General features: G+C 71.4%; 23 protein-coding genes. 10 read left to right on the top strand and 13 right to left on the bottom strand.

The window, feature by feature from the left end:
* Positions 1-23: 23 nt before the first annotated feature.
* Positions 24-1,031: a LacI family DNA-binding transcriptional regulator gene (locus DEU34_RS10830; RefSeq protein ID WP_121150172.1), complete on the bottom strand. Its 1,008-nt coding sequence runs from the start codon at positions 1,029-1,031 to the stop codon at positions 24-26.
* A gap of 140 nt (positions 1,032-1,171) precedes the next feature.
* Between DEU34_RS10830 and DEU34_RS10825 the strand changes: the two genes are divergently transcribed.
* Positions 1,172-1,726, top strand: coding sequence for a hypothetical protein (locus DEU34_RS10825; protein WP_121150171.1), 555 nt, complete (start codon positions 1,172-1,174; stop codon positions 1,724-1,726).
* On the opposite strand, the gene DEU34_RS10820 is transcribed toward DEU34_RS10825, so the two are convergent.
* A complete protein-coding gene (locus tag DEU34_RS10820; RefSeq protein ID WP_121150170.1) occupies positions 1,710-3,038 on the bottom strand; it encodes a M20/M25/M40 family metallo-hydrolase in 1,329 nt (442 codons plus the stop codon). The two genes, DEU34_RS10825 and DEU34_RS10820, sit on opposite strands and share 17 nt — an antisense overlap.
* Before the next feature lie 33 nt (positions 3,039-3,071).
* Here DEU34_RS10820 and DEU34_RS10815 point away from each other — a divergent pair, with 33 nt between their 5' ends.
* Positions 3,072-4,055, top strand: coding sequence for a Gfo/Idh/MocA family protein (locus DEU34_RS10815; RefSeq protein ID WP_121150169.1), 984 nt, complete (start codon positions 3,072-3,074; stop codon positions 4,053-4,055).
* A gap of 18 nt (positions 4,056-4,073) precedes the next feature.
* Positions 4,074-4,937, top strand: a complete 864-nt coding sequence (locus tag DEU34_RS10810) for an NYN domain-containing protein (RefSeq protein WP_121150168.1) — start codon at positions 4,074-4,076, stop codon at positions 4,935-4,937.
* Between the two features lie 7 nt (positions 4,938-4,944).
* Here DEU34_RS10810 and DEU34_RS10805 read toward each other — a convergent pair whose 3' ends face one another.
* The 7 genes from DEU34_RS10805 to DEU34_RS10775 all read right to left on the bottom strand — a co-directional run bounded on the left by DEU34_RS10805 (position 4,945) and on the right by DEU34_RS10775 (position 13,088).
* Positions 4,945-5,568 (bottom strand): hypothetical protein, encoded by a 624-nt coding sequence (locus DEU34_RS10805; RefSeq protein WP_121150167.1) that lies wholly within the window; start codon positions 5,566-5,568, stop codon positions 4,945-4,947.
* A 37-nt stretch (positions 5,569-5,605) separates the two neighbouring features.
* Entirely contained in the window at positions 5,606-7,129 is a 1,524-nt protein-coding gene (locus tag DEU34_RS10800; RefSeq protein WP_121150166.1) for an ATP-dependent DNA ligase, read from the bottom strand.
* A gap of 86 nt (positions 7,130-7,215) precedes the next feature.
* Positions 7,216-8,187 carry an epimerase gene (locus tag DEU34_RS10795; RefSeq protein ID WP_121150165.1) on the bottom strand — a complete coding sequence of 324 codons (972 nt, stop codon included), beginning with the start codon at positions 8,185-8,187 and terminating at the stop codon, positions 7,216-7,218.
* Complete coding sequence (locus tag DEU34_RS10790; protein ID WP_121150164.1) at positions 8,184-8,606, bottom strand: hypothetical protein; 423 nt, start codon at positions 8,604-8,606, stop codon at positions 8,184-8,186. The genes DEU34_RS10795 and DEU34_RS10790 overlap by 4 nt, the downstream gene beginning before the upstream one ends.
* Before the next feature lie 25 nt (positions 8,607-8,631).
* A complete protein-coding gene (locus DEU34_RS10785; protein ID WP_121150163.1) occupies positions 8,632-9,612 on the bottom strand; it encodes an aldo/keto reductase in 981 nt (326 codons plus the stop codon).
* A 10-nt stretch (positions 9,613-9,622) separates the two neighbouring features.
* Positions 9,623-10,405: an LLM class flavin-dependent oxidoreductase gene (locus DEU34_RS10780; RefSeq protein WP_121150162.1), complete on the bottom strand. Its 783-nt coding sequence runs from the start codon at positions 10,403-10,405 to the stop codon at positions 9,623-9,625.
* A 124-nt stretch (positions 10,406-10,529) separates the two neighbouring features.
* On the bottom strand, positions 10,530-13,088 hold the full coding sequence (locus tag DEU34_RS10775; protein WP_121150161.1) for an ATP-dependent Clp protease ATP-binding subunit: 2,559 nt from the start codon (positions 13,086-13,088) through the stop codon (positions 10,530-10,532).
* A 157-nt stretch (positions 13,089-13,245) separates the two neighbouring features.
* On the opposite strand from DEU34_RS10775, the gene DEU34_RS10770 reads away from it, so the two are divergent.
* Together DEU34_RS10770 and DEU34_RS10765 are read left to right on the top strand one after the other, a co-directional pair.
* Positions 13,246-14,382 carry a methyltransferase gene (locus tag DEU34_RS10770; protein WP_121150160.1) on the top strand — a complete coding sequence of 379 codons (1,137 nt, stop codon included), beginning with the start codon at positions 13,246-13,248 and terminating at the stop codon, positions 14,380-14,382.
* A gap of 43 nt (positions 14,383-14,425) precedes the next feature.
* Positions 14,426-15,166, top strand: coding sequence for an EI24 domain-containing protein (locus tag DEU34_RS10765; RefSeq protein ID WP_259460121.1), 741 nt, complete (start codon positions 14,426-14,428; stop codon positions 15,164-15,166).
* Positions 15,167-15,218: 52 nt separating this feature from the next.
* Here the strand turns inward: DEU34_RS10765 and nhaA are convergent, their stop codons facing one another.
* Complete coding sequence (gene nhaA / locus DEU34_RS10760; RefSeq protein WP_259460120.1) at positions 15,219-17,078, bottom strand: Na+/H+ antiporter NhaA; 1,860 nt, start codon at positions 17,076-17,078, stop codon at positions 15,219-15,221.
* Between the two features lie 122 nt (positions 17,079-17,200).
* On the opposite strand from nhaA, the gene DEU34_RS16270 reads away from it, so the two are divergent.
* Together DEU34_RS16270 and DEU34_RS10755 are read left to right on the top strand one after the other, a co-directional pair.
* On the top strand, positions 17,201-17,365 hold the full coding sequence (locus DEU34_RS16270; protein WP_183042438.1) for a hypothetical protein: 165 nt from the start codon (positions 17,201-17,203) through the stop codon (positions 17,363-17,365).
* Positions 17,362-19,023 carry an alpha-keto acid decarboxylase family protein gene (locus tag DEU34_RS10755; RefSeq protein WP_121150158.1) on the top strand — a complete coding sequence of 554 codons (1,662 nt, stop codon included), beginning with the start codon at positions 17,362-17,364 and terminating at the stop codon, positions 19,021-19,023. Before DEU34_RS16270 ends, DEU34_RS10755 begins: the two co-directional genes overlap by 4 nt.
* 96 nt (positions 19,024-19,119) lie before the next feature.
* On the opposite strand, the gene DEU34_RS10750 is transcribed toward DEU34_RS10755, so the two are convergent.
* Positions 19,120-19,578 carry a DUF3817 domain-containing protein gene (locus DEU34_RS10750; RefSeq protein WP_121150157.1) on the bottom strand — a complete coding sequence of 153 codons (459 nt, stop codon included), beginning with the start codon at positions 19,576-19,578 and terminating at the stop codon, positions 19,120-19,122.
* A gap of 143 nt (positions 19,579-19,721) precedes the next feature.
* Here DEU34_RS10750 and DEU34_RS10745 point away from each other — a divergent pair, with 143 nt between their 5' ends.
* Both DEU34_RS10745 and DEU34_RS10740 read left to right on the top strand, forming a co-directional pair.
* Positions 19,722-19,976 (top strand): DUF4287 domain-containing protein, encoded by a 255-nt coding sequence (locus DEU34_RS10745; protein ID WP_121150607.1) that lies wholly within the window; start codon positions 19,722-19,724, stop codon positions 19,974-19,976.
* 67 nt (positions 19,977-20,043) lie between these two features.
* Positions 20,044-20,256 (top strand): hypothetical protein, encoded by a 213-nt coding sequence (locus DEU34_RS10740; RefSeq protein WP_121150156.1) that lies wholly within the window; start codon positions 20,044-20,046, stop codon positions 20,254-20,256.
* 32 nt (positions 20,257-20,288) lie between these two features.
* Here DEU34_RS10740 and hxlA read toward each other — a convergent pair whose 3' ends face one another.
* Together hxlA and hxlB are read right to left on the bottom strand one after the other, a co-directional pair.
* A complete protein-coding gene (gene hxlA / locus DEU34_RS10735) occupies positions 20,289-20,912 on the bottom strand; it encodes a 3-hexulose-6-phosphate synthase (protein WP_121150155.1) in 624 nt (207 codons plus the stop codon).
* A 39-nt stretch (positions 20,913-20,951) separates the two neighbouring features.
* Positions 20,952-21,536, bottom strand: coding sequence for a 6-phospho-3-hexuloisomerase (hxlB, locus tag DEU34_RS10730; RefSeq protein WP_121150154.1), 585 nt, complete (start codon positions 21,534-21,536; stop codon positions 20,952-20,954).
* Positions 21,537-21,634: 98 nt separating this feature from the next.
* Between hxlB and DEU34_RS10725 the strand changes: the two genes are divergently transcribed.
* Positions 21,635-22,495 (top strand): LuxR C-terminal-related transcriptional regulator, encoded by an 861-nt coding sequence (locus DEU34_RS10725; protein ID WP_259460119.1) that lies wholly within the window; start codon positions 21,635-21,637, stop codon positions 22,493-22,495.
* The last annotated feature ends 17 nt before the right edge of the window (positions 22,496-22,512 follow it).

Here is a 22,512-nt window from a genome sequence, read left to right as displayed (position 1 = left end):
GTCTCAGCTTGGTAACGCGAGGTTCAGAGGCGGGAAACCGGGCCGCTGGAGTGCCGGACGAGCAGCTCCGGCACGATCGGGGTGGCCTGCGCGTCGGGGGAACCGAGCAGCACATCGACGCACCGTCGGCCGAGTTCGGCGAAGTCCTGACGGACGGTTGTGAGCGGCGGCCAGAAGTGCGCCGCCTCGGGGATGTCGTCGAACCCGACGATGCTCACGTCCCTGGGCACCTCGAGACCCTCGTCCCGGATGGCGTGGAGCAGACCGAGGGCCATCTGGTCGTTCGACGAGAAGATCGCCGTGAAATCGCGGACGCCCAGCAGCTCCCGCCCGGCGTAGTACCCGAACTCCGCGGTCCAGTCGCCGAGGATCGGCGCGGTCGTGGGAATGTCGCTCGCCGACATCTCGGCGAGGAACCCCCGCATCCGCGCCTCCGCCTCGATCCAGTCCTGAGGCCCCGCCAGGTGGTAGATGCTGCGGTGTCCGAGCTCGATGAGGTGCCTCGTCGCCAGTCGCGCACCGGCGACCTGGTCGACCGAGAGGGTGTGGTCGGCGTCCAATTCGGTGGACTGCAGGGTCACGTAGGGAACGTCGAGCTGCTCGGCGGCGAGCGCCCGCAGCACGCGCACCTGGGGCGCGATGACGACGAGACCCTCGACGGACTGCGCCATGAGGTGGGCGATGCCGGCGGGTATCGACTCCGGATCCTTCACGTCGATGTTCGCCGTGCTCACCCAGTAGCCGCGGGTGCGGGCGGCCGTCTCGATCGCCGCGATGCTCGACGCGGCACCGTAGGTCGTCGAACCGGCCGCGAGGATCCCGATCGTCTGCGAACGCGATGTCACCAGCGCCCGCGCGGCGCGGTTGGGCCGGTACTGCAGCTGGGCCATCACCTCGACCACCCGCGCACGCGTCTCGGGGCGGATGCTCGGATGATCGTTCAGCACGCGCGAGACGGTCTGATGCGACACCTCGGCGAGGCGCGCGACATCACGGATGCTGGGCCGTCGCCCTCCCGCGTCGTCGCTCATCTGCCGCCTCCTGCATGTGCACGGTCACACGCGGCATCCTCGTCGGAGGCGCTTCGGGCCGGCTGCGAGCGTGTGACAGTCACATCGCTCGACTCGCAACGGATTCTGTCACATTCCTGCCGCGCCAATACACTGGCGCGATGTCGGACTTCGCGCGATTTCTGCCGCTGAGCGGCCGCCCCCACGGCGCCGAGACCGGGGTGTCGAACGACCGACGCGGCACCCTCGCCGACATCGTCGACCGGGCATCCGCGATCATCGCCGCCGACGCGGCCGCCCGGGGGCCGCTGCTCGCGTCCTTCCTCGACGACGCCGACCTCCAGGACGAGGTCGCCGCCCTCGCCATCTCGCCGACGCCCGCCGGGCTCACGCGGCTGGGCGAGGCCATCCGCATCGGTCGGCGCCGTCACCCGCGCGCCCTTGCCTCCGGTGCGCGAGCGCTGCTGCTCCTCGCGCGCGCCGCCGGCACCGACCCGGGCCTCGACGCGACCGCGGCGGGCATCGTGTCGCTGTGGCTCGCCGGATCCGGCCCGTTCGACCGCCGGGCGGTGGTGAAGGGCCGCACCGTGAGGGCGACCGACGCCGACTGGTCGTTCGGTCGCGGCCCGGTGCTCGAGGGCACCGCCACCGGCATCGCCGCGTTCCTCCTGGGCGTCTCCGACGACCCGCCCCGACCGCTCACCGGTCGAGGATGACCGCCCGGTAGAACCCGATCCCCCGCAGCCACGTGTCGACACCGATCCGCTCGTCGTGCGAGTGGAGCGCGGCGCGCTCGTCGGCGCTGAGGCTGAACGGCGCGAAACGATAGACGGCGTCGCTGATGCGGGTGAACCACCGGCTGTCGCTCGCCCCCAGCTGCAGGTAGGGAAGCGGCACGACGTCGTCGCCGAGAGTGGTGCGCACCGCTCGGGCGACGCGCCGCCAGGCGTCGCCCTGCCAGGGGGAGACGGCAGACGGATCGTTCCCCCGCAGCACCTCGATCTCGACCAACGGGTCGGCGACGGCGCGACGCACGTGCGCGACCGCGGAGTCGACCGTGTCGCCGGTCAGGAGGCGGATGTCGACGGTGGCCCGAGCGCGCGTCGCGAGCACGTTCTGCCCGTCCGAGCCCGACAGCTCGGTGACGACCGCGGTGGTGCGCACGATGGCGTTGAGCTCGGGGCCCAGACGCGACAGCACGCGGGCCAGCAGCGGTCCGAACCCGTCGAGCCGGCGCAGCACGGGTCGGAGCGCCCCCGAGGCGTGGGGTGCGGCGGTCGCCAGCATCGCGCGGACAGGCGGCGCCAGGCGTCGAGGGAACGGGCGGCGCCGCAGACGGTCGATGGCGCGTGCGAGCCGCGCCGTCGCCGGCATGGCCGGGGGTGTGGAGGCGTGTCCGCCGCGTTCGGGAACCGAGAGTGCCAGCGAGAGGATTCCCCGCTCGGCCACGCCGATCATGGCCGTCGGCGCCGAGACGCCCGGCACCGCCCCGCGGACGACCGCGCCTCCTTCGTCGATCACGAGCGACGGACGCACGCCTCGCGCGTGCAGCACGTCGACGATCGACTGCGCACCCGTGCCGCCGATCTCCTCGTCGTGACCGAACGCGAGGTACACGTCGTTCGATGGCGTCGTGCCGTCGGCGAGCAGTCCCTCCACGGCCTCGACGATCGCGACGAGCGCGCCCTTGTCGTCGATGGCGCCGCGCGCGTGGATCATCGCGTCGGCCCCGGTTCCGGTGACCTCGGCGGCGAACGGCGGATGCTGCCACTCCCCCGCGACGACGGGCACCACGTCCATGTGCGCCATGAGCACCAGGGGTTCGGCGTCGCTGGCCCCGCGCCACCGGTAGAGGAGCGCGTGACCGCTCACGACCTCCCGCTCGAGTGCCGCGTGCAGCCGGGGATACAGGCGTTCGAGACCCTCGTGGAAGGCGTCGAACGCGCCGACGTCGACACGCGCCGGGTCGACGTGCGAGACCGTGGGGATGCGCAGCAGTTCGCGGAATCTCTCGACCGAGGACGACACTCGTCGAGACTACGCCCGGTTAGTCTCGGAGTCATGGACGGACTTCGATGGGGCATCCTCGCCACGGGCGGGATCGCGCACGCATTCACGAGCGACCTGAAGACGGCGGGACGCACGGTCACGGCCGTCGGGTCGCGCCGGATCGAGGCGGCGAAGGAGTTCGCGACCGAGTTCGGCATACCCCGCGCGTACGGGTCGTACGAAGACCTGGTCGCCGACCCCGAGGTCGACATCGTGTACATCGCGACGCCGCATCCGTTCCACGCCGACAACGCCCTCCTCGCCCTCGACCACGGCAAGCACGTGCTGGTGGAGAAGCCTTTCACCCTTAATGCGACGCAGGCCGCCGCCGTTCGCGATCGCGCGGCGGAGCGCGGGCTGCTCGCCATGGAGGCGATGTGGACCCGCTACCTGCCCCACATGATCCGCATCCGCGAGCTCGTCGCATCCGGGGTGCTCGGCGAGGTGCGCACCCTCTTCGCCGATCACACGCAGCAGATCAGCGACGACCCCACGCACCGTCTGAACGCGATCGAACTCGGCGGAGGCGCCCTGCTCGACCTCGGGATCTATCCGGTGTCCTTCGCCTGGGACATCCTGGGCGAACCGACCGAGATCACCGCCCAGGCGCGGATCTCCGACGCCGGCACCGATGCGGAGATCGCCACGATCTTCCGCCACGCCGACGGCGCGCTCTCGACGACGGTATCGTCGTCGAGGGGCGCCGGCCCGAACACCGCCCACATCGTCGGCACCGAGGCACGCATCGACATCGATCGGGTCTGGTACACCCCGACCTCGTTCCGCGTCACGCGCCCCGACGGCGAGGTCATCGAGGAGTTCCACTCCGAGATCGAGGGGCGCGGCATGCAGTACCAGGCGCTTCACGCCGAGAAGCTCGTCGCCGAGGAGAACCTCGCCGGCGATGGGCTCCCCATCGACGAGACGGTGGCGATCATGGGCACGCTCGACGCGGTGCGCGCGCAGATCGGGCTGCGGTACCCCGACGAGGGCTGACGGGAGCAGACTGGAGCAATGCCCGAAACGCAGACCGCCCGTGTCGCCGTCTATCTGGACTTCGACAACATCGTGATGTCGTGGTACGACCGTGTGCACGGCCGCAACGCCTATTCCCGCGACCGCCAGCGCATCGCCGAGAGCCCCGTCGCCCCCGAGGTCGCCGAGCGGCTGGCCGCGGCGACCATCGACGTCGGAGCGATCATCGACTACGCCGCATCCTTCGGCACCCTCGTGCTCACGCGGGCATATGCCGACTGGTCATCGCCGGTGAACGCCGAGTATCGCGCCCAGCTCGTCGCGCGATCCATCGATCTGGTGCAGTTGTTCCCGGCCGCCGCGTACGCGAAGAACGGTGCCGACATACGTCTCGCCGTCGATACCGTCGAAGACATGTTCCGCCTTCCGGACCTCACGCACGTGGTCATCGTCGCGGGCGATTCCGACTACGTACCTCTCGCGCAGCGCTGCAAGCGCCTGGGTCGCTACGTCGTGGGCGTGGGCGTCGCCGGCTCGACGGCCAAGGCGCTCGCCTCCGCGTGCGACCGCTTCGACGCCTATGACTCCCTCCCCGGAGTCGTTCGGGAGACACCCTCGAAGAAGGATGCTGCGCCCGCGCGCAGCCGCGCCCGCAAACGGTCGACCGACCCGTCGGTGAACCTCCTGGAGCGGGCGCTGCAGCTCGAGAACGAGCGGGCCGACGAGGAGTGGTTGCACGCATCGGCGCTCAAAGACCTCATGAAGCGCCTCGACCCCTCGTTCAGCGAGAAGGGGCTCGGCTTCCGCAGCTTCTCCGACTTCGTCAAGGCCCACCCCGAGGTCGTCGAGGTCGACGAGGCATCGAACGTGGTCGTCGTGCGCTCGGTGGTGCGGCCCGCCTGAGGCGGCCTCAGGCGCCGACGCCGGAGGCGCGCTCCTCGGCCGGTTGCGCAGCGACATGGCCGAGCACGACGTCCCACACGCGCGTGAGGCTCAGACCGTCACCGCCGGGTTCGACCACCCGCACCTCGCCGTCGCCGAGCCGGTCGGCGTACCAGCGCGCGGCCGTGTCGTCGCCGGGGGCCGACACGACGATCGAGGGCGCCACGACGGCAGCCGCCTCGTCGGCGAGCAGATCTCCGACGAGAGCGCTGTCGGGCACACGCACGTCGACGAGGGCCAGACGATCGACGAGCTCTCCGGCCGACGCGGCGAGCGCCACCCCCAGCGGCACGGCATCGCGCTCGGCGACGAGGCCGATCACCGCTCCGGGCACTTCGCGGCGCACGAGGTCGGCGAGCGCAGCGGCCGTGGAAGCCGCGGGGGTCTCTCCGCGGTAGGTGGGCGGGTCGTCGAGTTCGACCTCGTCCAGTTGCACGGCCATCAGCCTCACGTCGTGGTCGAGCGTCGCGGACGGTCCGGGGTCGAGCATCGCGACGGCGCCCACCCGCAGGACGAGCACGGTGCGCGCCGCGCCCGCTGCGCCGAAGCTCCGGAATTCGAGTTCGCCATCGGGGGCCTGTGCGCGCGTCATCACGCCATCCTGACACGAGCCCCGCTACGCGGACCCGTCAGTCGCGCAGCATCCGTCGCAGCGTCTGGATGGTGTCGGCCTCGGGCGCTCGCTTGTCGGGGCGGTAGGCCTTCACCCGCGCGAAGCGCAGGGCCACACCCCCCGGGTACCTGGTCGACCGCTGCACCCCGTCGATCGCGATCTCGACGACGGTCGAGGGGGCCAGCGTCAGCGCGTACGCCGTCTCGGCGGTGGCGATCGTCGGGAAGTACTCGGTCTGCCAGCGGAGGAGCTCGTCGGTCAGGCCCTTGAAGGTCTTACCCACCATGACGAACCCGCCGGGTTCGCCGAACTCGCCGTCGGGGTCGAGGGCGCCCAGGTGAAGGTTCGACAGCCACCCCGAACGGCGTCCGGAACCGCGCTCGACGCCGAGCACGACCAGGTCGAACGTGTGGACGGGCTTCACCTTCAGCCAGGTCTTGCCGCGTCGCCCGGCCATGTACGGCGCGTCGATCGCCTTCACCATGACGCCCTCGTGCCCGGCGTCGAGCGCCCCGCGCGCGAAGTCGTCGGCCGCGCCGGCATCGTCGGTGACGAGGGCCGGTACGCGCAGCTCGCCGACGACGCGGGCGAGCTCGGCCGCGCGGACGGCCTGGGGCTCGTCGAGCAGGTCGCGACCGTCGAGGTGGAGGATGTCGAAGAAGCGCGGTCGGAGCACGACCTCGCGTGCCACGTCGGCTCCGAAGCGCGCCATCGTGTCTTGGAAAGGCCGCGGCGCACCGCTCTCGTCGAGCGCGAGCGTCTCGCCGTCGAGGATGACGTCTTCTGCCGGGAGCGCTCGCACGACCTCGACGATCTCGGGGACGCGGTGGGTCACCTCGGCGAGGGAACGCGTGTAGACGTGCACCTCGTCTCCGCGGCGATGCACCTGGATGCGCGCGCCGTCGAGCTTGTACTCGACCGAGGCCGTACCGAACTCCGCGAGCGCATCGCCGACGGTGGCGGCGGTCGCCGCCAGCATCGGCATCACGGGTGTACCCACGACGAGTCCGATGTCGGAGAGTGCTCCCGCGGGCTCGGTGAGCGCGATGCGCGCGGTCATGCCGGTGTCGCCCGAGAGCATCGCCGCCCGCCGGACGACGGTGAGGTCGCGTTCGGCGGCGCGGGCGATCGCGTCGAGCAGCACGCCCTCGAGAGCGCCGGTGCGCAGCTCGCCCAGCATGGCGTGCGTGAGGTACTCCCACTCGGCCGCGGTCGCGCGCTCGGCGAGCCCGCGCAGCATCGAGGCGCGCTCGGCCGCCGACCCTGCCCCGCCGACGGCGGCGAGCGCGGTGAACGTCTCGTCGACATCACCGATCGTCAGCGTGGAGTCTGCGGCGTGCGACACCTCCAGCGCTTCCAGCGATCGCCAGCCCACACCGAGCCGGCCCTGCCGGAGCGAGGCGGTCGCGAGCCCGACCAACGGCTCGACCTCGTCGGGGCGCGCGGCGGTGAGGAGGTCGGCGAGGGCCTGGGTCTTGGCGAGACGCGAGCGCGTTGCGGTGACCGCGTCGAGCGTCGTGACGAGGTCGGCGAGCAGCATCCTCGAATCATCGCACCGACCCCCGACAACGGCGTGGGACGCGCGGAACGACCCGCGGGCGCGGACGGAGCACCGAGCGGACGGTGCTAGCGCCGCGCGACGTCGCGGAGCGCGGGCTCCAGCTCGGGATGGCGGAAGACGTAGCCGGCCTCCACCAGGCGATCGGGCACGACCCAGCGGCTCTTCAACAGCAGCTCCGACTCGGCGCCGAGCGCCCACAGCGCCGGCTCCAGCACGAACCGGGCCGCCGGGATTCCGACCGGTGCGCCCACCGCGCGCCGCAGCGCCGCCATGACACCGCGGTTGTCGGTCGGGTTCGGGGCCGAGAGGTTGATCGGCCCCGACAGCGACGGGGTCTCGCGAAGGAACCGCATCGACCCGACCACGTCGTCGAGGTGGATCCAGCTGAAGCGCTGACGGCCCCTCGACCGGTGCCATGGCGCTCGGTCGTCGCCGGTCGGATGCTCGCCGATCCCGCGGTAGCGGCGGTGCGGGAACCACGGGCCGTCGTACTGCGGTCCGCCGAGCCCGAGGCGGGCCAGCCGCAGGAGCATCGCCGTCGCCGGGCCGTCGCCGAACACGATCGCCATGCGCAGCGCGACGCGGCGGGTGGCCGGGAGGTCGTCGGCGAAGAGCTCGTGCTCCCACGCCCGCGCCACATCGACGGAGAAGCCCGACCCGAGGTCGCCCGTTTCCTCGGACTGCGGGCGATCGAGCGCGTACCGATAGATCGTCGCGGTGCTCGCGTTCAGCCACACGGCCGGCGGTGCCTCGACGGCCGCGACCGCCTCGCGGAGTTCCCGGGTCGTCTCGACGCGCGAGCGCAGGATCTCGTCGCGGTTCGCGTCGGTGTATCGGCAATCCACCCTCTTGCCGGCGAGGTTGACGAGCAGTTCGGCCCCGTCGATCGTGCGGCGGATGCCGTCGGGATCGCCCCACGAGGCGTCGGGCCCGCGGCGGCCGATCTGCGTGACGAGATACCCCTCGTCACGCAGCGAGGCGATGACAGCCGTGCCGACGAACCCGCTTCCGCCGGCGACGACCGCGCGGCGCGTCATCGGCTGCGACCGTCGGATCGGGTGGCCCAGATCGCCCACGCGACCAGCACCGGCTGCAGGAAGAGCCGCACGAAGCGGGCGCGATCGGTGCGCATGCCCGGCACCGGCCGACCGCTGCGCCAGTGATGCACGTTCCCGGGGAACACGGCGACGAAGAACGCGGCGACCAGCCCGCCGATGCGCTGTCGATCCCGCGGCAGCACCAGGAGAGCCGCACCGAGCAGCCCCTCGACCACGCCCGAGGCGACCACGATCGCGTCTTTGTCCAGACGCAGCATCCGCACCGCCCATTCGGGCACGACGATGCGGTAACCGCGACGCCCCCAGGTCAGGTGCGACAGGCCGGCGCCGAGCAGGAGAGCTGCCAGCGACCACCGCCCGGTCGTGCGGAGTCGTCGATGACCGGCGGAATCGCTCATGCGTCCAGTGTGCCAGCGGTCGGCATCACCAGCGCGGGTGCACGGCCTCGCGGAAGTACCGGTCGTAGATCTCGTGCACGCCGGCGTCGAATCCGTCCGGCAGCACGACCGTGCCCGCCGCGGCGTTGCCCTCGGCCTGGGCCCGGTTGCGCGCCCCGGGGATGACGGTCGTGACGCCGGGCAGGTTGGCGACCCACGAGAGCGCCGCGGCCGCGGGGGTGACGCCCTCGGGAACGAGGGCGGCGAACTCGCGCGCCGCCCGCACGCCGGTCTCGAAGTCGACCCCGGCGAAGGTCTCGCCCACGTCGAACGCGCTGCCGTCGCGGTTGTAGGTGCGGTGGTCAGATGCGGCGAACGTGGTGTCTTCGGTGTACTTGCCGCTGAGCAGGCCCGACGCGAGCGGTACACGCACGATGATGCCGACGCCGGCCTCGGCCGCCGCCGGGAGCACCTCGTCGAGCGGCTTGAGCCGGAAGGCGTTGACGATGATCTGGACGGTCGCCGTGCCCGGGCGCGCGATGGCGGCGAGCGCCTCGTCGCAGGTCTCGACGCTCACGCCGTAGTGGGCGATCCGCTTCTCGGCGACGAGGGTGTCGAGGGCGTCGTAGACCGCATCGGTGGAGAACACCGGCGTCGGCGGGCAGTGCAGCTGCACGAGGTCGAGCGTGTCGACGCCCAGGTTCTCGCGCGAGCGGTCGGTCCACGCGCGGAAGTGGTCGAGCGTGAACTCGCCCGGCTCCTGCGGGCCGCGGCGGCCCATCTTGGTCGCGACGGTGATGCCGTGACCCGGGCGCTGCGCGAGGAAGCGCCCGATGAACTGCTCGCTGCGCCCGTCGCCGTAGACGTCTGCGGTGTCGAAGAACGTCACTCCGGAGTCGACCGAGGCGCCGAGCACGTCGAAGGCGCTGGCCTCGTCGACGTCGCCCCAGTCGGCACCGAGCTGCCAGGTGCCGAGGCCGATGGGAGAGACGGAGAAACCGGTGCGTCCGAGGGTGCGCTGCTGCATGGGGGCGAGCCTAGTCGCCGCCACCGGCGTCGGGGGCGGTGCGAGCGACGAAGTCGAGCAGGGCGTCGACCCCGTCGTCGGCCGTGATGGCGCGGAGCACCACCTCGTCGACCGCGGCCCGGTAGGCGGGGAGGCCGTCGCGCAGCTCCGCTTCATCGCGGAACGTCGTCTGGGTCGCAGCGACCCCCAGCCGGGCGAAGTTCGCCGCGTAGTTCGGATACGAGGCGTACCGCGCGGTCTCGGCAGCGAGCCGGTCGGATGCTGCGGGGTCGATCGCGGTGCGCACGTAGACGCAGACGCGGGTGTCGGCCGATGCCGCGTGGAGCTCGGCGGACTGGGCGGCGGCCGCGGAGGCGGGAACCCAGTTCAGCAGCACTCCGTCGGCGCGTTCGGCTCCCAGCATCCGCATCTTCGGCCCGAGCGCCCCGACAACCACGCGGGCGTCGAGCTCGGATCGGAGCGCCTCGACGGCCTCGCCCACGCGCGCGAGCGCGCCCTTCGGGGAGACGCCCGAGCCGATCCCGAGCACGAGTCGCTCCTGCGGGATGCCCGCGGTCAGCACCTCGCGGGCGATCGTGTCGGCCGAGCGTCGGTCGACCGGGACGACCCCCGTCGCGAGGACCAGGCGGTCGGTGACCCGGGCCGCCGCGGCGAGCGCGGCGAGCGCATCGCCGTCGGGGGTGTCGTTCACCCACAGCGCCGCGAAGCCGGCGGCCTCGACCGCCGGCGCAAGGCGGGCGACCGCCTCCGGTCCGAGCGTGCCGGCAACCCCGATCGATACGCGTGCGGTCATGGTCCCCACTCTGTCAGCCCCCGCCACAGACCGCGAGACCGCGTCGGCGCGACGAGACCGTGGTCGAAAGCCAGGGTCTCGTCGCGCACGAGCGGTCTCGCGGTCAGGGGGCGGTCGGCGGGGGTCAGGCGGCCTGGGGCACGCGGGCGGCGGGGCGCACCGTGAGGGCGCCGTCGGCGGCATCCACGGTCACCGCTCCCCCGTCGACGAGCGCGCCCGTGACGAACAGGTCGGCGACGCGATCGTCGATCTCGCGCTGGATGAGCCGGCGCAGCGGCCGCGCGCCGTACTCGGGCTCGTACCCGTGCTCGGCGAGCCAGTCGATCGCGCTCTCGGTGATCTCGATCGACACCTCGCGGCGGGCGAGGCGCTTCTCGGTCGTGCCGAGCATGAGCCGCACGATCTCGCGCAGCTGCTCGCGGTCGAGCTTGCGGAACAGCACGATGTCGTCGATGCGGTTGAGGAACTCCGGCCGCATGGCTTCGCGCAGACGCCCCATGACCCGGTCGCGCAGGTCTTTCTCGGATCCGAACCCGGTGGCTCCTCCGCCGTCGGCGATGAACCCGATGGCTCCCGCGCGCGACGCGAGGAACTCACTGCCGATGTTCGACGTCATGATCACCACCGTGTTGCGGAAGTCGACCGTGCGGCCCTGTCCGTCGGTGAGCCGACCGTCGTCGAGCACCTGCAGCAGCAGGTTGAACACGTCGGGGTGCGCCTTCTCGATCTCGTCGAACAGCACGATCGAGTAGGGGTTGCGCCGCACGCGCTCGGTGAGCTGGCCCGCCTCGTCGTATCCGACGTATCCCGGAGGGGCACCGACGAGGCGCGACACCGTGTGCCGCTCGCCGAACTCGCTCATGTCGAAACGGATGACCGCGCCCTCGTCGTCGAACAGCGAGGCGGCGAGCGCTTTGGCGAGCTCGGTCTTGCCGACGCCGGTCGGGCCGAGGAAGAGGAACGAGCCGACGGGCCGGTTCGCATCCCCCATGCCGGTGCGGTTGCGGCGCACCGCCGTTGCGACGGAGGTCACGGCGGCGTGCTGCCCGATCACGCGCCCGTGCAGTTCGTCCTCGAGGGTGGCGAGGCGTCCGCGCTCGGTCTCGGTGAGACGGTTCACGGGGATCCCCGTGGCTCGGCTGATGACCGCGGCGATCTCGGGCTCGCCGACGATGGCCGACGAGGCCGTGGCCGACGCGCCCGCGGAGGTCGCCGCATCCAGCTTCTCCTGCACCGAAGAGATCTCGTCGCGGATGCGGGAGGCCTCCTCGTAGTGCTCGGCCGAGACGGCGGCGTTCTTGTCGGCCTCGAGGGTCGCGAGCTGCGCGACGAGCTCCGACACGTCGACCTTCACGCCGAGCCGCAGGCGCAGGCGCGCGCCCGCCTGGTCGATGAGGTCGATCGCCTTGTCGGGCAGCACGCGGTCGCTCACGTACCGGTCGGAGAGCTCGACCGCGGCGCGGAGGGCGTCGTCGGTGAAGCTCACACCGTGGTGCTCCTCGTATGCCGGGCGCAGACCCCGGAGGATCAGCACCGCGTCTTCGATCGAGGGCTCGCCCACGCGCACGGGCTGGAACCGGCGCTCCAGCGCCGGGTCTTTCTCGATGGTGCGGTACTCGCGGAGGGTCGTGGCGCCGACGAGGTGCAGGTCGCCCCGCGCCAGGCGCGGCTTGAGGATGTTGCCGGCGTCCATGGCGCCCTCTCCTCCGCCGCCGGCTCCGACGACGGTGTGCACCTCGTCGATGAAGAGGATGAGTTCGCCCTTGCGTGCCGAGACCTCGTCCATGGTCTGCGTGAGGCGCTCTTCGAAGTCGCCGCGGTAGCGCGTGCCGGCGAGCATCGCCGGCAGGTCGAGCGCGATGACGCGCTTTCCGCGCAACTGCTCGGGCACGGAGCCCGCCACGATCGCCGACGCGAGTCCTTCGACGATGGCCGTCTTGCCGACGCCGGCCTCTCCGACGAGCACCGGGTTGTTCTTGGTGCGGCGGCTGAGGATCTCGATCGTCTGCTCGATCTCATCGCTGCGTCCGATCACGGGATCGAGGTCGCCCGCTTCGGCGCGCGCGGTGAGGTCGGTGCCGAAGCGGTCGAGCATCGGCGTCTCGGACGGCGCCTCGGAGTCGGAGGCCTCGGGGCCGGCGGCCCCCGGGGTCACGGTCTCGCGCACGGCCTGCGTCAGCGCTTCGGCGGTGACACCCGCCTGGGCGAGGATCTGACCGGCGGGGGCGTCCTGCGCCAGCACGAGAGCGAAGAACAGGTGCTCGGGATCGACGTAGGTCGAACCCGCGCTGCGGGCGACCTGGTAGGCGAGGAAGAGCGCGCGCTGCACCGATGCGGTGACGACCGCGCCGTCGACGTCGGCGGGGGCGGATGCTGCGGGCAGACGACCCTCGGTGGCGCGCGCGATGGCGCGGGGATCGGCACCGATGCGCTGCACGGCCTCGTTCGCCGGCGACTGGTCGACGAGGATGCGCAGAACGTGGAGGGCGTCGAGCTCGCGCTGGCCGCGCTCGAGGGCGAACCGGCCGGCGCGCTGCAGCGCCTCCTGCGTGCGGGAGCTGAGGAAACGGCTGAGGTCGATCGACCGTTCGGCGCGCGCCTGCTCGCCGGCGAGGTAGCGGGCGAGGAACTCGTCGAACGAGCTCGCGCCGTGGCCGTCGGGGGAAGTGAAGTCTTCGGGCATGTCCCTGATGTCTCCTGGATGAAGGTGAGCGTGTGCGACTCAACTTGATATTACGTAGTTGAGTGCGTGCGTATCAAGTTCAACCATCCGGCGCTCAGGCTATTCCCGGTCACCGCACGATGCGTCATCTGCCGGCCGGCCGACTACCGTGGCGAGGATGACCTTCCCCTTCGACACCCTTCGCCGCTGGCCCGATGTCGAGGCGCCCGAACTCCTCGCGGCGGATGCTGCCGACCGCCTCCTCCTCGACGAGTCGGCCGGCGCGCGGACGACCCTCGACGACGGCGCGCTCGTCGTCATCGGCGACACCCACGGCGCCCTGACCCTCGCCTCCGCCGCCGAGGGGGCGCGCCGCATCCGCGTGCATCAGGACCCGCTGACCGGTGAACGCGCCCTGGCCGCGAATGCCAAGCGGCTCGCCGTCGACGACGACGCCTTCTCGTCGCTGCCGTTCGACGCCGACCTCGTGCGCGACGCCGAGGTGGTGCTGCTGCGGCTGCCGAGGTCGCTCGACGAGCTCGACGACGTCGCAGCCCTCATCGCGCGCCATGCCTCCCCCGGCGTCACGGTCTTCGCCGGTGGACGCATCAAGCACATGACCGTCGCCATGAACGACGTGCTGCGTCGCCACTTCGACGTGGTCGACGTCACCCACGCCCGCCAGAAGTCCCGCGTGCTCGTCGCGCGCGGCGCGAAGGAGGGCCACGACCCCGAGCCCCGGCGCGCCACCCACGACGGTCTCGTCGTCTGCGCCTACGGCGGGGTCTTCGCGGCCACCTCCGTCGACATCGGCACGCGGTTCCTGCTCGACAACATCTCGGGACGCGTGGCCGGCGGCGGCACCGCCGACGACCCGGTGGTCGACATGGCGTGCGGCACGGGCGTGGTCGCGGCGACGTTCGCGCGGCAGGGCCTGCACGCGTACGCCTCCGATCAGTCGGCCGCCGCCGTCGCGTCGGCCCGCGCGACCGCGGAGGCGAACGGGGTGAGCGACCTCGTGCGCGTCGAACGCGACGACCTCCTCTCGATGCTCGACGACGCGAGCGTGTCGTTCATCGCCCTGAACCCGCCCTTCCACGTCGGTGCGGCCGTCTACGAGGGGGTCGCCGCGCGGCTCTTCGCCGACGCCGCCCGGGCGCTCCGCCCCGGCGGCGAGCTGTGGACCGTGTGGAACTCGGCCCTCCTCTATCGCCCGACCCTCGAGCGGGTGGTCGGGCCCACGCGGCAGATCGCCCGCAACAGCAAGTTCACCGTGATGGCCTCGGTGCGAAGCGCCTCGGCCTACGACCGCTGACCCCGCGCACGGCGTCGACGATCCGGCGTCCTAGGCTGTGGATGTGAAGCAGTTCGGCGCGGGCGTGGGCATGCTCGCGCGCGGATTCGGCTGGTGGCGGCGGCGGCCCGGAGTGATGGCCGCCGGACTCGTCCCCGCCCTCATCGTGGGTGTCGTGCTGCTTGCGGGGGTGATCACCCTCGCCGTGTTCCTTCCCCAGATCGCGACCACCGTCACCCCCTTCGCCGACGGGTGGCCCGAGATCTGGGTCTCGGTCGTGCGTTTCGCCGCGGGGGCGGCGACCCTCGGCGCCGCGCTGGTGATCGCGGTCGTGTCGTTCACCGCCCTCACGCTGCTGATCGGCGAGCCCTTCTACGACCGCATCTGGCGGTCGGTCGAGGAGGAGCTCGGCGAGGTGCCCGACGTGCGCTACGGCTTCGCGCGCGCCCTCGTCGACACCGTCTGGCTCATCGCCCGCGGCATCGGGGTGGCGATACTGACCGCGCTCCTCGGCCTCGTGCCCGTCGTCGGAGGCGCGGTGGGTGCCGTGCTCGGCGTCGTGCTCACCGGCTGGCTGCTGACCGACGAGCTCACCTCGCGCGCCCTCACCGCCCGCGGCGTCGACCGCGCGCAGCGCCGCCGCCTGCTGCGCGCTCGGCGCGGCCAGGCGCTCGGGTTCGGCGTCGCCACGCAGCTCTGCTTCCTCGTGCCGCTCGGAGCGGTGGCCGTCATGCCCGCCGCCGTGGCCGGGTCGACGATGCTCGCGACCTCGCTGCTCGCCGACGCGCCCCGCTCCACCCGCTGAGAGCCCAAGACACCCGGGCGGACGCGCCGCAGCATCCGGGTGTCGTGGACTCTCAGTTGGCGGGGGTCTTCGCGTGCATCGGCGCGCTGTTCTCGAGCCCCCGGATCAGGCTCGCCGAGTCGTAGGGGCCGATGTGCCGACGCCCGTTGAGGAAGAACGTGGGCGTCGTGTTGAGGTCCATGATCTCGGCGTCGAGCCGGTCGTCCTGGATGTGGTGGGCGACCTTCGGCGAGACGAAGTCGTCGGCGAACCGGTCGGGGTCAAGCCCGAGCATCTCGGCGTAGCGGAACAGGTCGTCGCGCTCGAGGTTCTTCTGGTGCGCGAAGAGCTTGCCCGCCATCTCGAAGAAGCGCCCCTGGATCGCTGCGGCCTCCGCCGCCTGGGCTGCCTCCTGCGCGTGCGGGTGCGGCTGGTCGAGCGGGAGGTGACGCCACACCCAGCGGATGTCGTCGCCGAAGCGCTCGCGCACCGCATCCACCGATCCGGTCGCGCGACTGCAGAACGGGCACTCGAAATCGCCGTACTCGACGATCTCGTACGGAGCGTCCATCGAGCCCCTGATGTGGTCGCGCTGCGGGTCGACCGGACGCGCGAGCTTGAAACCGACCGGGTGCGGAGGGCTGATGCGGTCGCCGACGGTGAGGATCGCCCACCCCAGGAAGAACGCGATGACGGATGCGGCGAGCACGGCCACGCGCGCGAGGTCCTGCGTGTGCGGATCGCTGATGGCGATCGGCACGAGGAAGAGCGAGATCGTGAAGCCGATCCCGGAGAGAGCGGCGCCGCCGGCGACGCGGTGGAGGCTGAGACCGGGGGCGAGCTGACCGCGGCCGACGACGCCGACCAGCCACGTGGCGAGAGTGATGCCGATGAACTTTCCGAGCACGAGACCGGCGACGATGCCCCACGCGACGGGCGAGACGAGCGCGTCGCGCAGGGTGTCGCCGTCGATGTGCACGCCGGCGTTGGCGAGGGCGAAGACGGGCAGGATCGCGAACGAGACGTAGGGACGCAGGCCCGTGTCGATGCGCTCGTTGATCGAGATCGATTCGCGGAGGCTCCGCGTGACCGCGGCGGCGTACGCGGGATTGGGCGATTCGCGGAACGCCCGGGTGAGTTCGACCGACCGCTCGACGTCGTTGCGCCGCGGCGGGAAGACGGGGATGAGCAGCGCCACCGCGACCCCCGCGAGCGTGGGGTGGACGCCGGCGAGGTAGACCACAACGAAGAGCGCCGCCCCCAGCACCCCGTAGGCGAAGCCGCGCCCGACCGGTAGGAACCTCACGAGGGCGATGAGCGCCATCAGCACCAGGGCGATCACGAAGGGCACCGGGTTCAGGCCGCTGTTGTAGAAGAGCCCGATGACCAGGAGCGCACCGATGTCGTCGACGACGGCCAGGGTGAGCAGGAACGTGCGCAACCGCGAGGAGAACTTCGGTCCGATGAGGGCGAGGGCTCCGAGGAGGAAGGCGGTATCGGTCGAGATCACCACGCCCCACGCGTCGAACTCGCCGTCGGCGAGGTTGAAGAGGAGGAAGATGCCGGCGGGGAGGACGAGTCCCGCCACGGCGGCCGCGATCGGCACGACCGCGCGCGAGCGGTCGGTGAGCTCGCCGACGGTGAGCTCGCGCTTGACCTCGAGTCCGACGAGGAAGAAGAACAGCGTCATGAAGCCCTCGTTGACGAGGGCGTGGAGGCTGAACGTCCACGAGGCGTCGCCGAACGAGGCGCCCAGCGGCAGGTCCCAGAACTGGTGATACGTCTCGCCCGGCAGGTTCGCCCACACCATCGCGATCGCGACGCCGACCAGCATCAGCGTCGCCGACAACCGATCGCCGCCGCGCATCTTCTTCTTGTGCGGGGCCGGCGCGGGGCGCGGTGCCCCGGTCGGGATGAGCGGGAACGTCGTCACGCTACCCATCCTGGACCTCGGAGGTGTCGATCGGGTCACCGGATCGTGACGAGGATGCGTCACCCCATCGGCTTCGGCGACGGCCCGGCGCAAGGTAGCCTGGCCTGAGGAGGCAACCACACATGTACGTCATCGCTCTGATCCTGTTGCTCGGCGGAATCTTCCTGATCGGCATCTCGTTCTCGATCGTGCCGATCCAGGCGCTGGTGTTCATCGTCGGCATCCTCTGCGTCGCCGGTTCTCTGGCGATCCCCTTCCACTTCAGCGGCAGCGCCTCGCACCGATGACCTACACCGTCGCCGATCACCTCCTCGATCGGTTGGCGGAAGCGGGTGTGAGACACCTGTTCGGCGTCCCCGGCGACTTCACTCTCGCTTTCCTCGATCACGTCGAGGCGCACCCGAGCATCGAATGGGTCGGCTGCGCGAACGAATTGGGCGCCGGCTATGCGGCCGACGGCTACGCCCGTCTCGGCGGTCTCGGCGCCCTGAGCACCACGTTCGGCGTTGGAGAGCTGTCGGCGATCGGAGCGGTCGCGGGCAGCTACGCCGAGCACGTTCCCGTGCTCCACGTCGTCGGAGCACCCACGACGGCCGTCCAGGCCGCGGGCCGCGCGACCCACCACACGCTCGGCGACGGCGACTTCGGCCACTTCGCGCGCATGACGGCCGAGGTGACGGCAGCGCAGGCCGTGCTCTCTCCCGAGACGGCGACCGACGAGATCGACCGCGTGATCACGGCGGTGCTCGAGCGACGACTCCCGGGGTACCTCGTAATCTCCGCCGATGTCGCCGAGCACCCGGCGTCACCTCCGGTGGCGCCTCTGCCGCAGCATCCGGGCGTCACCGACCTCGGCGTCCTCGCCCGGTTCCGCGCCGAGGTCGAGGAGCGCGTCGCGGCGGCATCCACCGTCTCGGCCCTCGCCGACATCCTGGTCGCCCGCCTCGACGTCGAGGCTCATCTGCACCGGGTGCTCGACGAGGGCATCCCCCACGCGACGCTCTTGTGGGGCCGTCGCGTCGTCGACGAGTCGGCGCCGGCCTACCTCGGGTCGTACGTCGGCGCCGCCAGCTCACCGGCGGTGCGCGAGGGGATCGAGCAGGCCGACCTGCTGATCATGGCGGGGGTGCAGTTCACTGACCTCACGAGCGGTTTCTTCTCGCAGCACCTGGATGCGTCTCGCACCATCGAGATCCGGGGTGAGCACGCGCGGATCGGCGACGACGACTTCCGGCCCCTCGCGATGGGCGATGCGCTCGACGCCGTCGCCGAGGTGCTCGCCGCGACCGGCGGCCGCTTCCGCGCGGACACGGGGGTCGCCGCATCCCACCCCGACACCGCCGGGCCGAACGAGGGCGCCCTGTCTCAGACAGCGCTGTGGCGGGAGGTCACCGGCTTCCTCCGCGACGGCGACACGGTGCTCGCCGACCAGGGCACGTCGTTCTACGGCATGGCGGGCCACCGCCTGCCGCACGGCGTGGTCTTCGGCGGGCAGCCGCTGTGGGCCGCGATCGGCTTCACCCTCCCTGCTCTCCTGGGCGCCGCCCTTGCCCGCCCGGAACGCCGCCCGGTTCTTCTCATCGGCGACGGAGCCGCCCAGCTGACGATCGCCGAACTGGGAACGCTGCTTCGGCACCGCATCCCCGCGGTGATCGTCGTCGTCGACAACGACGGGTACACCGTCGAGCGGGTCATCCACGGCCTTCACGAGGAGTACAACGACATCGCCCGGTGGGACTGGACCGCGCTCCTCGCCGCCCTCGACCCGACGGGGACCGCGGTCGGGGTGAAGGCGTCGACGGTCGCCGAGCTGACCACCGCCCTGGCCGACGCGCGAGACGCGTCCGGTCTCACCCTCATCCAGGCCGTCGTGCCGTCGGACGACGTGCCCGCGGTGCTCCGCGACGTCGCGGCCGCGGCCGCGTCGGCCAACGCGCGGCACTGAGCCGACGATCTGCGCGCACGAGCGACGGAGAATCGGAGCTTCGTCGGAGGATCGGGCCGCAAGGTTCCGACGGCGGCGCGATTCTCCGGCGAACGATCAGCGTCCGGGCGGGCCGACCACCAGCAGCACGACGTACGCCGCCACGACCAGGACCACGAGCAGACCGATGAAGAGCCACGCGCGGCGAAGGAAGAAGCGCAGCGCGCGGTCGACCGGGCGCCGGTCGCGCGGATCGTCAGTCTCCTCGAGCCGCCAGGTGCCGGCGAGGCGGCCCGTGCGACTGAGCCACATCTCGGTTGGCAGCGTCGCGTAGGGAACGACCGCGCTCGCGACGGCGAGCACCCCGACTCCGACGCTCCACCGCTGGTGCACGGCGACGATGATCGCAGTCGCGCCGTACGCGAGGAAGACGAACCCGTGGATACCCCCGCCGATCGTGACGGCGAGGGACCAGTCGAACACCGCGCGGAGGATGAGACCCCCGATCAGGAGCGTCCACGAGATCATCTCGGCGATCGCGAGCGTGCGGAAAAGGGTCAGCGGCGTGCGGAACACGTCTCTCCTCGGTCGGGTCGGCGAGCTTCCAGCCTATGAAAACCCTCGGCGCGGCTCGGGACGATCCGCCCACCGTCGAGAGATCGACGAGGCGGGGCGGCTGGATGCTGCGCACCACCGCGCGCCCGCTCTACGCTGTGCGCATGAGCAGCCGCCACGTGAGCGCCCCCGTCCTCTCCCCCGGCGACAAGCCGAAGGGACCGGCGTCGTACTTCCCGAGTATCGAGAAGACCTACGGCACGCCGATCCAGGAGTGGCTCGATCTCATCGTCGAGCAACTCGACGCGGGTAAGCCCCACATGGAGGTCGTCACCTGGCTGAAGACGGAACGCGGCCTCGGCCACGGCCACGCCAACGCCCTGGTGGCCTACGCGCGCGCGGAGCTCGCGAAGTCCTGATCCTGCGCCGCAACTCGCACGCACTCCGATCAGCACCCTCCGAGAGAGCGAGGCGCACAATGGGGTGATGGGACTGTTCGCATCGAAACCGGAAGACCCGACCGAGTGGGCGGGCCTTCCCTCGGAACCGTTGGGTGCGCTCAACGACACCGAACGCCTGGCCGATCCCCCGGTCGCCGACGGCCTTCTCGGTGACACGCCGGCCGGCACGGCCTGGGTCACCATCCCGGCCGTGCCCACCGTCACCGAAGGTTCGGCGGGAGACGCACCGACCCCCTGAGGGGTCTCGCCTCCCGACCTCGTCGGTGCGCGTCAGACGATGGCGGCACGCAGTTCTGCAGCCGCTGCCCCGACGTCGGGTGCGCCGTAGATCGCACCGCCGGCCACAGCCACCTGCGCACCCGACGCCTGCACGGCGGCGATGGTCGACGCGTTGATGCCGCCGGCGACGGAGAAGAGAACGCCCGAGGCGCGACCGTCGTCGAGAAGCGTGGAGAAGGTGAAGCCCTCTTCGGCCTGCTCGTCGAGGCCCGCGTGCATCTCGACGAACTCCACGCCGAGGGCGACGACCTCTTTCGCGCGCGCCGGCTTGTCGGCAACCCCGATGAGGTCGACGACGATGCCCTTGTTGTGCTTCTTCGCGGCCTTCACCGCGCCGGCGATGGTGCTGTCGCCGGCGGAGCCGAGAACCGTGACCAGGTCGGCGCCCGCGGCGAAGGCGATGTCGGCCTCGAGCTCACCGGCATCCATGGTCTTCAGGTCGGCGAAGACGATCTTGTCGGGGTGGGCCGCCTTGATCGCGGTGACCGCTGAGAGCCCGGCGCTCTTGATCAGAGGTGTGCCGAGTTCCAGGATGTCGACGTGGGGCGCAGCCTGGGCGGCAAGCTCCAGGGCGGCCTCGGTGGTGAGCGTGTCCATGGCGAACTGCAGTTTCATCGTGTCTCTTTCCAGTCGTACGGGTGGGAGGAGTCGGGTCTATTCGATGTTCGCGTGGCGGGGCCAGAGCTCGTCGGCGCTCTTCCCGGATCGGCGCCAGAGCACATCGAAGAGGGCGTCGCCGAGCAGCACGACGAGCTGCTCGAACAGGCTTCCCGCGTACTGGGCCGAAGACTGGCCGGTGCGGTCGAGCTTCTGCGCGGCGGGCACGACGACGACGGCCCGCGCGAGGGCAGCCAGGGGCGAATCGCCGTCGGTGGTGAGGGCTCCGACCTCGGCGCCGGCTTCGACGGCCATCTCCGCCGCACGGACGACCCCGGCCGTGGTGCCCGACCCGCTCGCGGTGAGCAGTACGTCGCCGGCACCCAGAGCAGGTGTCGTGACATCGCCCACGACGTGAACGACGAGACCGAGATGCATCAGCCGCATCGCGGTCATCCGCAACGCCAAGCCGGAGCGTCCCGCGCCGAGCACGAACACGCGGTCAGCGCCCGCGACCAGGGCCGCGAGGTCGCCGAGCGACCCTCCGGGGGGATCCGCCGACACCATGCGCTCGAGGACGCCGCTCGTCTCCGCCCGCACCATCGCCACAGAGGCCTCGTACGCAGCATCCGAATCGGTCATGACTCCATGCTGCGCGGTCGCGGCGCCCACGCATACGACGCGTTCGCACGGTCTCACCTACCCGGAAGAGTAGTGCTCGACTTCCGTATAGTCGGCTCATGGACTCCACCCCCGGGCCTCACGCGGCGAGCGAGATGATCCCGTCGCTCGCCGTGCGCCAGGCACAGCTCGAGCACACGCGCAACATGGCCGAGCAGGCCGACCGTCACGCCGTCACGCTCGAGTCGATCCTGGCCATCCTGCGGGCGGATCGCCTCGACGACAGGGCCGCGCGCACTCTCGCGATCGATGTGGCCGCGACCGCGCTCGTCGGCATCCGCATGGAGACCGATGAACAGCGAGACACGCGGCTCGAACCGGTCGTGGGGGCCTTCGCGCGGCTGCGCAACGACCTGCGCCCCCTGGTGAGGCACGGCGACCTCGACGTGCAGTTCGTCGAACCCCCCATGACGGGGCGAGCCCTTCCCGGAGAGGTCGCCCACGCCGCCCGCGCCATCGTGCGCAGCGCCGTGCTCGCGTTCGTCGATGCCGGAGAAGCCCGCCGCGTTCGCATCCAGTGGGACTGCGACGGCCTGAACCTCCTCATCAGCGTCCGTGACGACGGACGCGGTGAGCTCACCGCGCACGACGACTCGCTGCGTCCGATCTCGGAACGCGTCATCGCCCTCGACGGCGACGTGCGCGTGTCGTCGACGGCGGGATGGGGATCGACGCTCGACATCCGCCTCCCGCTCGCCCCTCCCGCGATGCCCGATCTGCTGCCGGACTCGATGCCCCTGTCCGCCCGGGAACGCGATGTTCTGCGCCTCCTCGTCACCGGGGCCCGCAACCGTTCGATCGCCGAGCAGCTCGACATCAGCGAGAACACGGTGAAGTTCCACGTCTCGAATCTCCTGCGCAAGGCCGGCGCCGTGTCTCGTGCCGAGCTGATCCTGCTCGCCAAGAGAGACGAGCAGTGAACTCCCCCGCATCCAGC

The organism is Microbacterium sp. AG1240 (assembly GCF_003635115.1).
GTDB lineage: Bacteria > Actinomycetota > Actinomycetes > Actinomycetales > Microbacteriaceae > Microbacterium.
The sequence above is the reverse complement of the archived record's forward strand: the minus strand, read 5'-3'. Positions and strand labels throughout refer to the sequence as shown.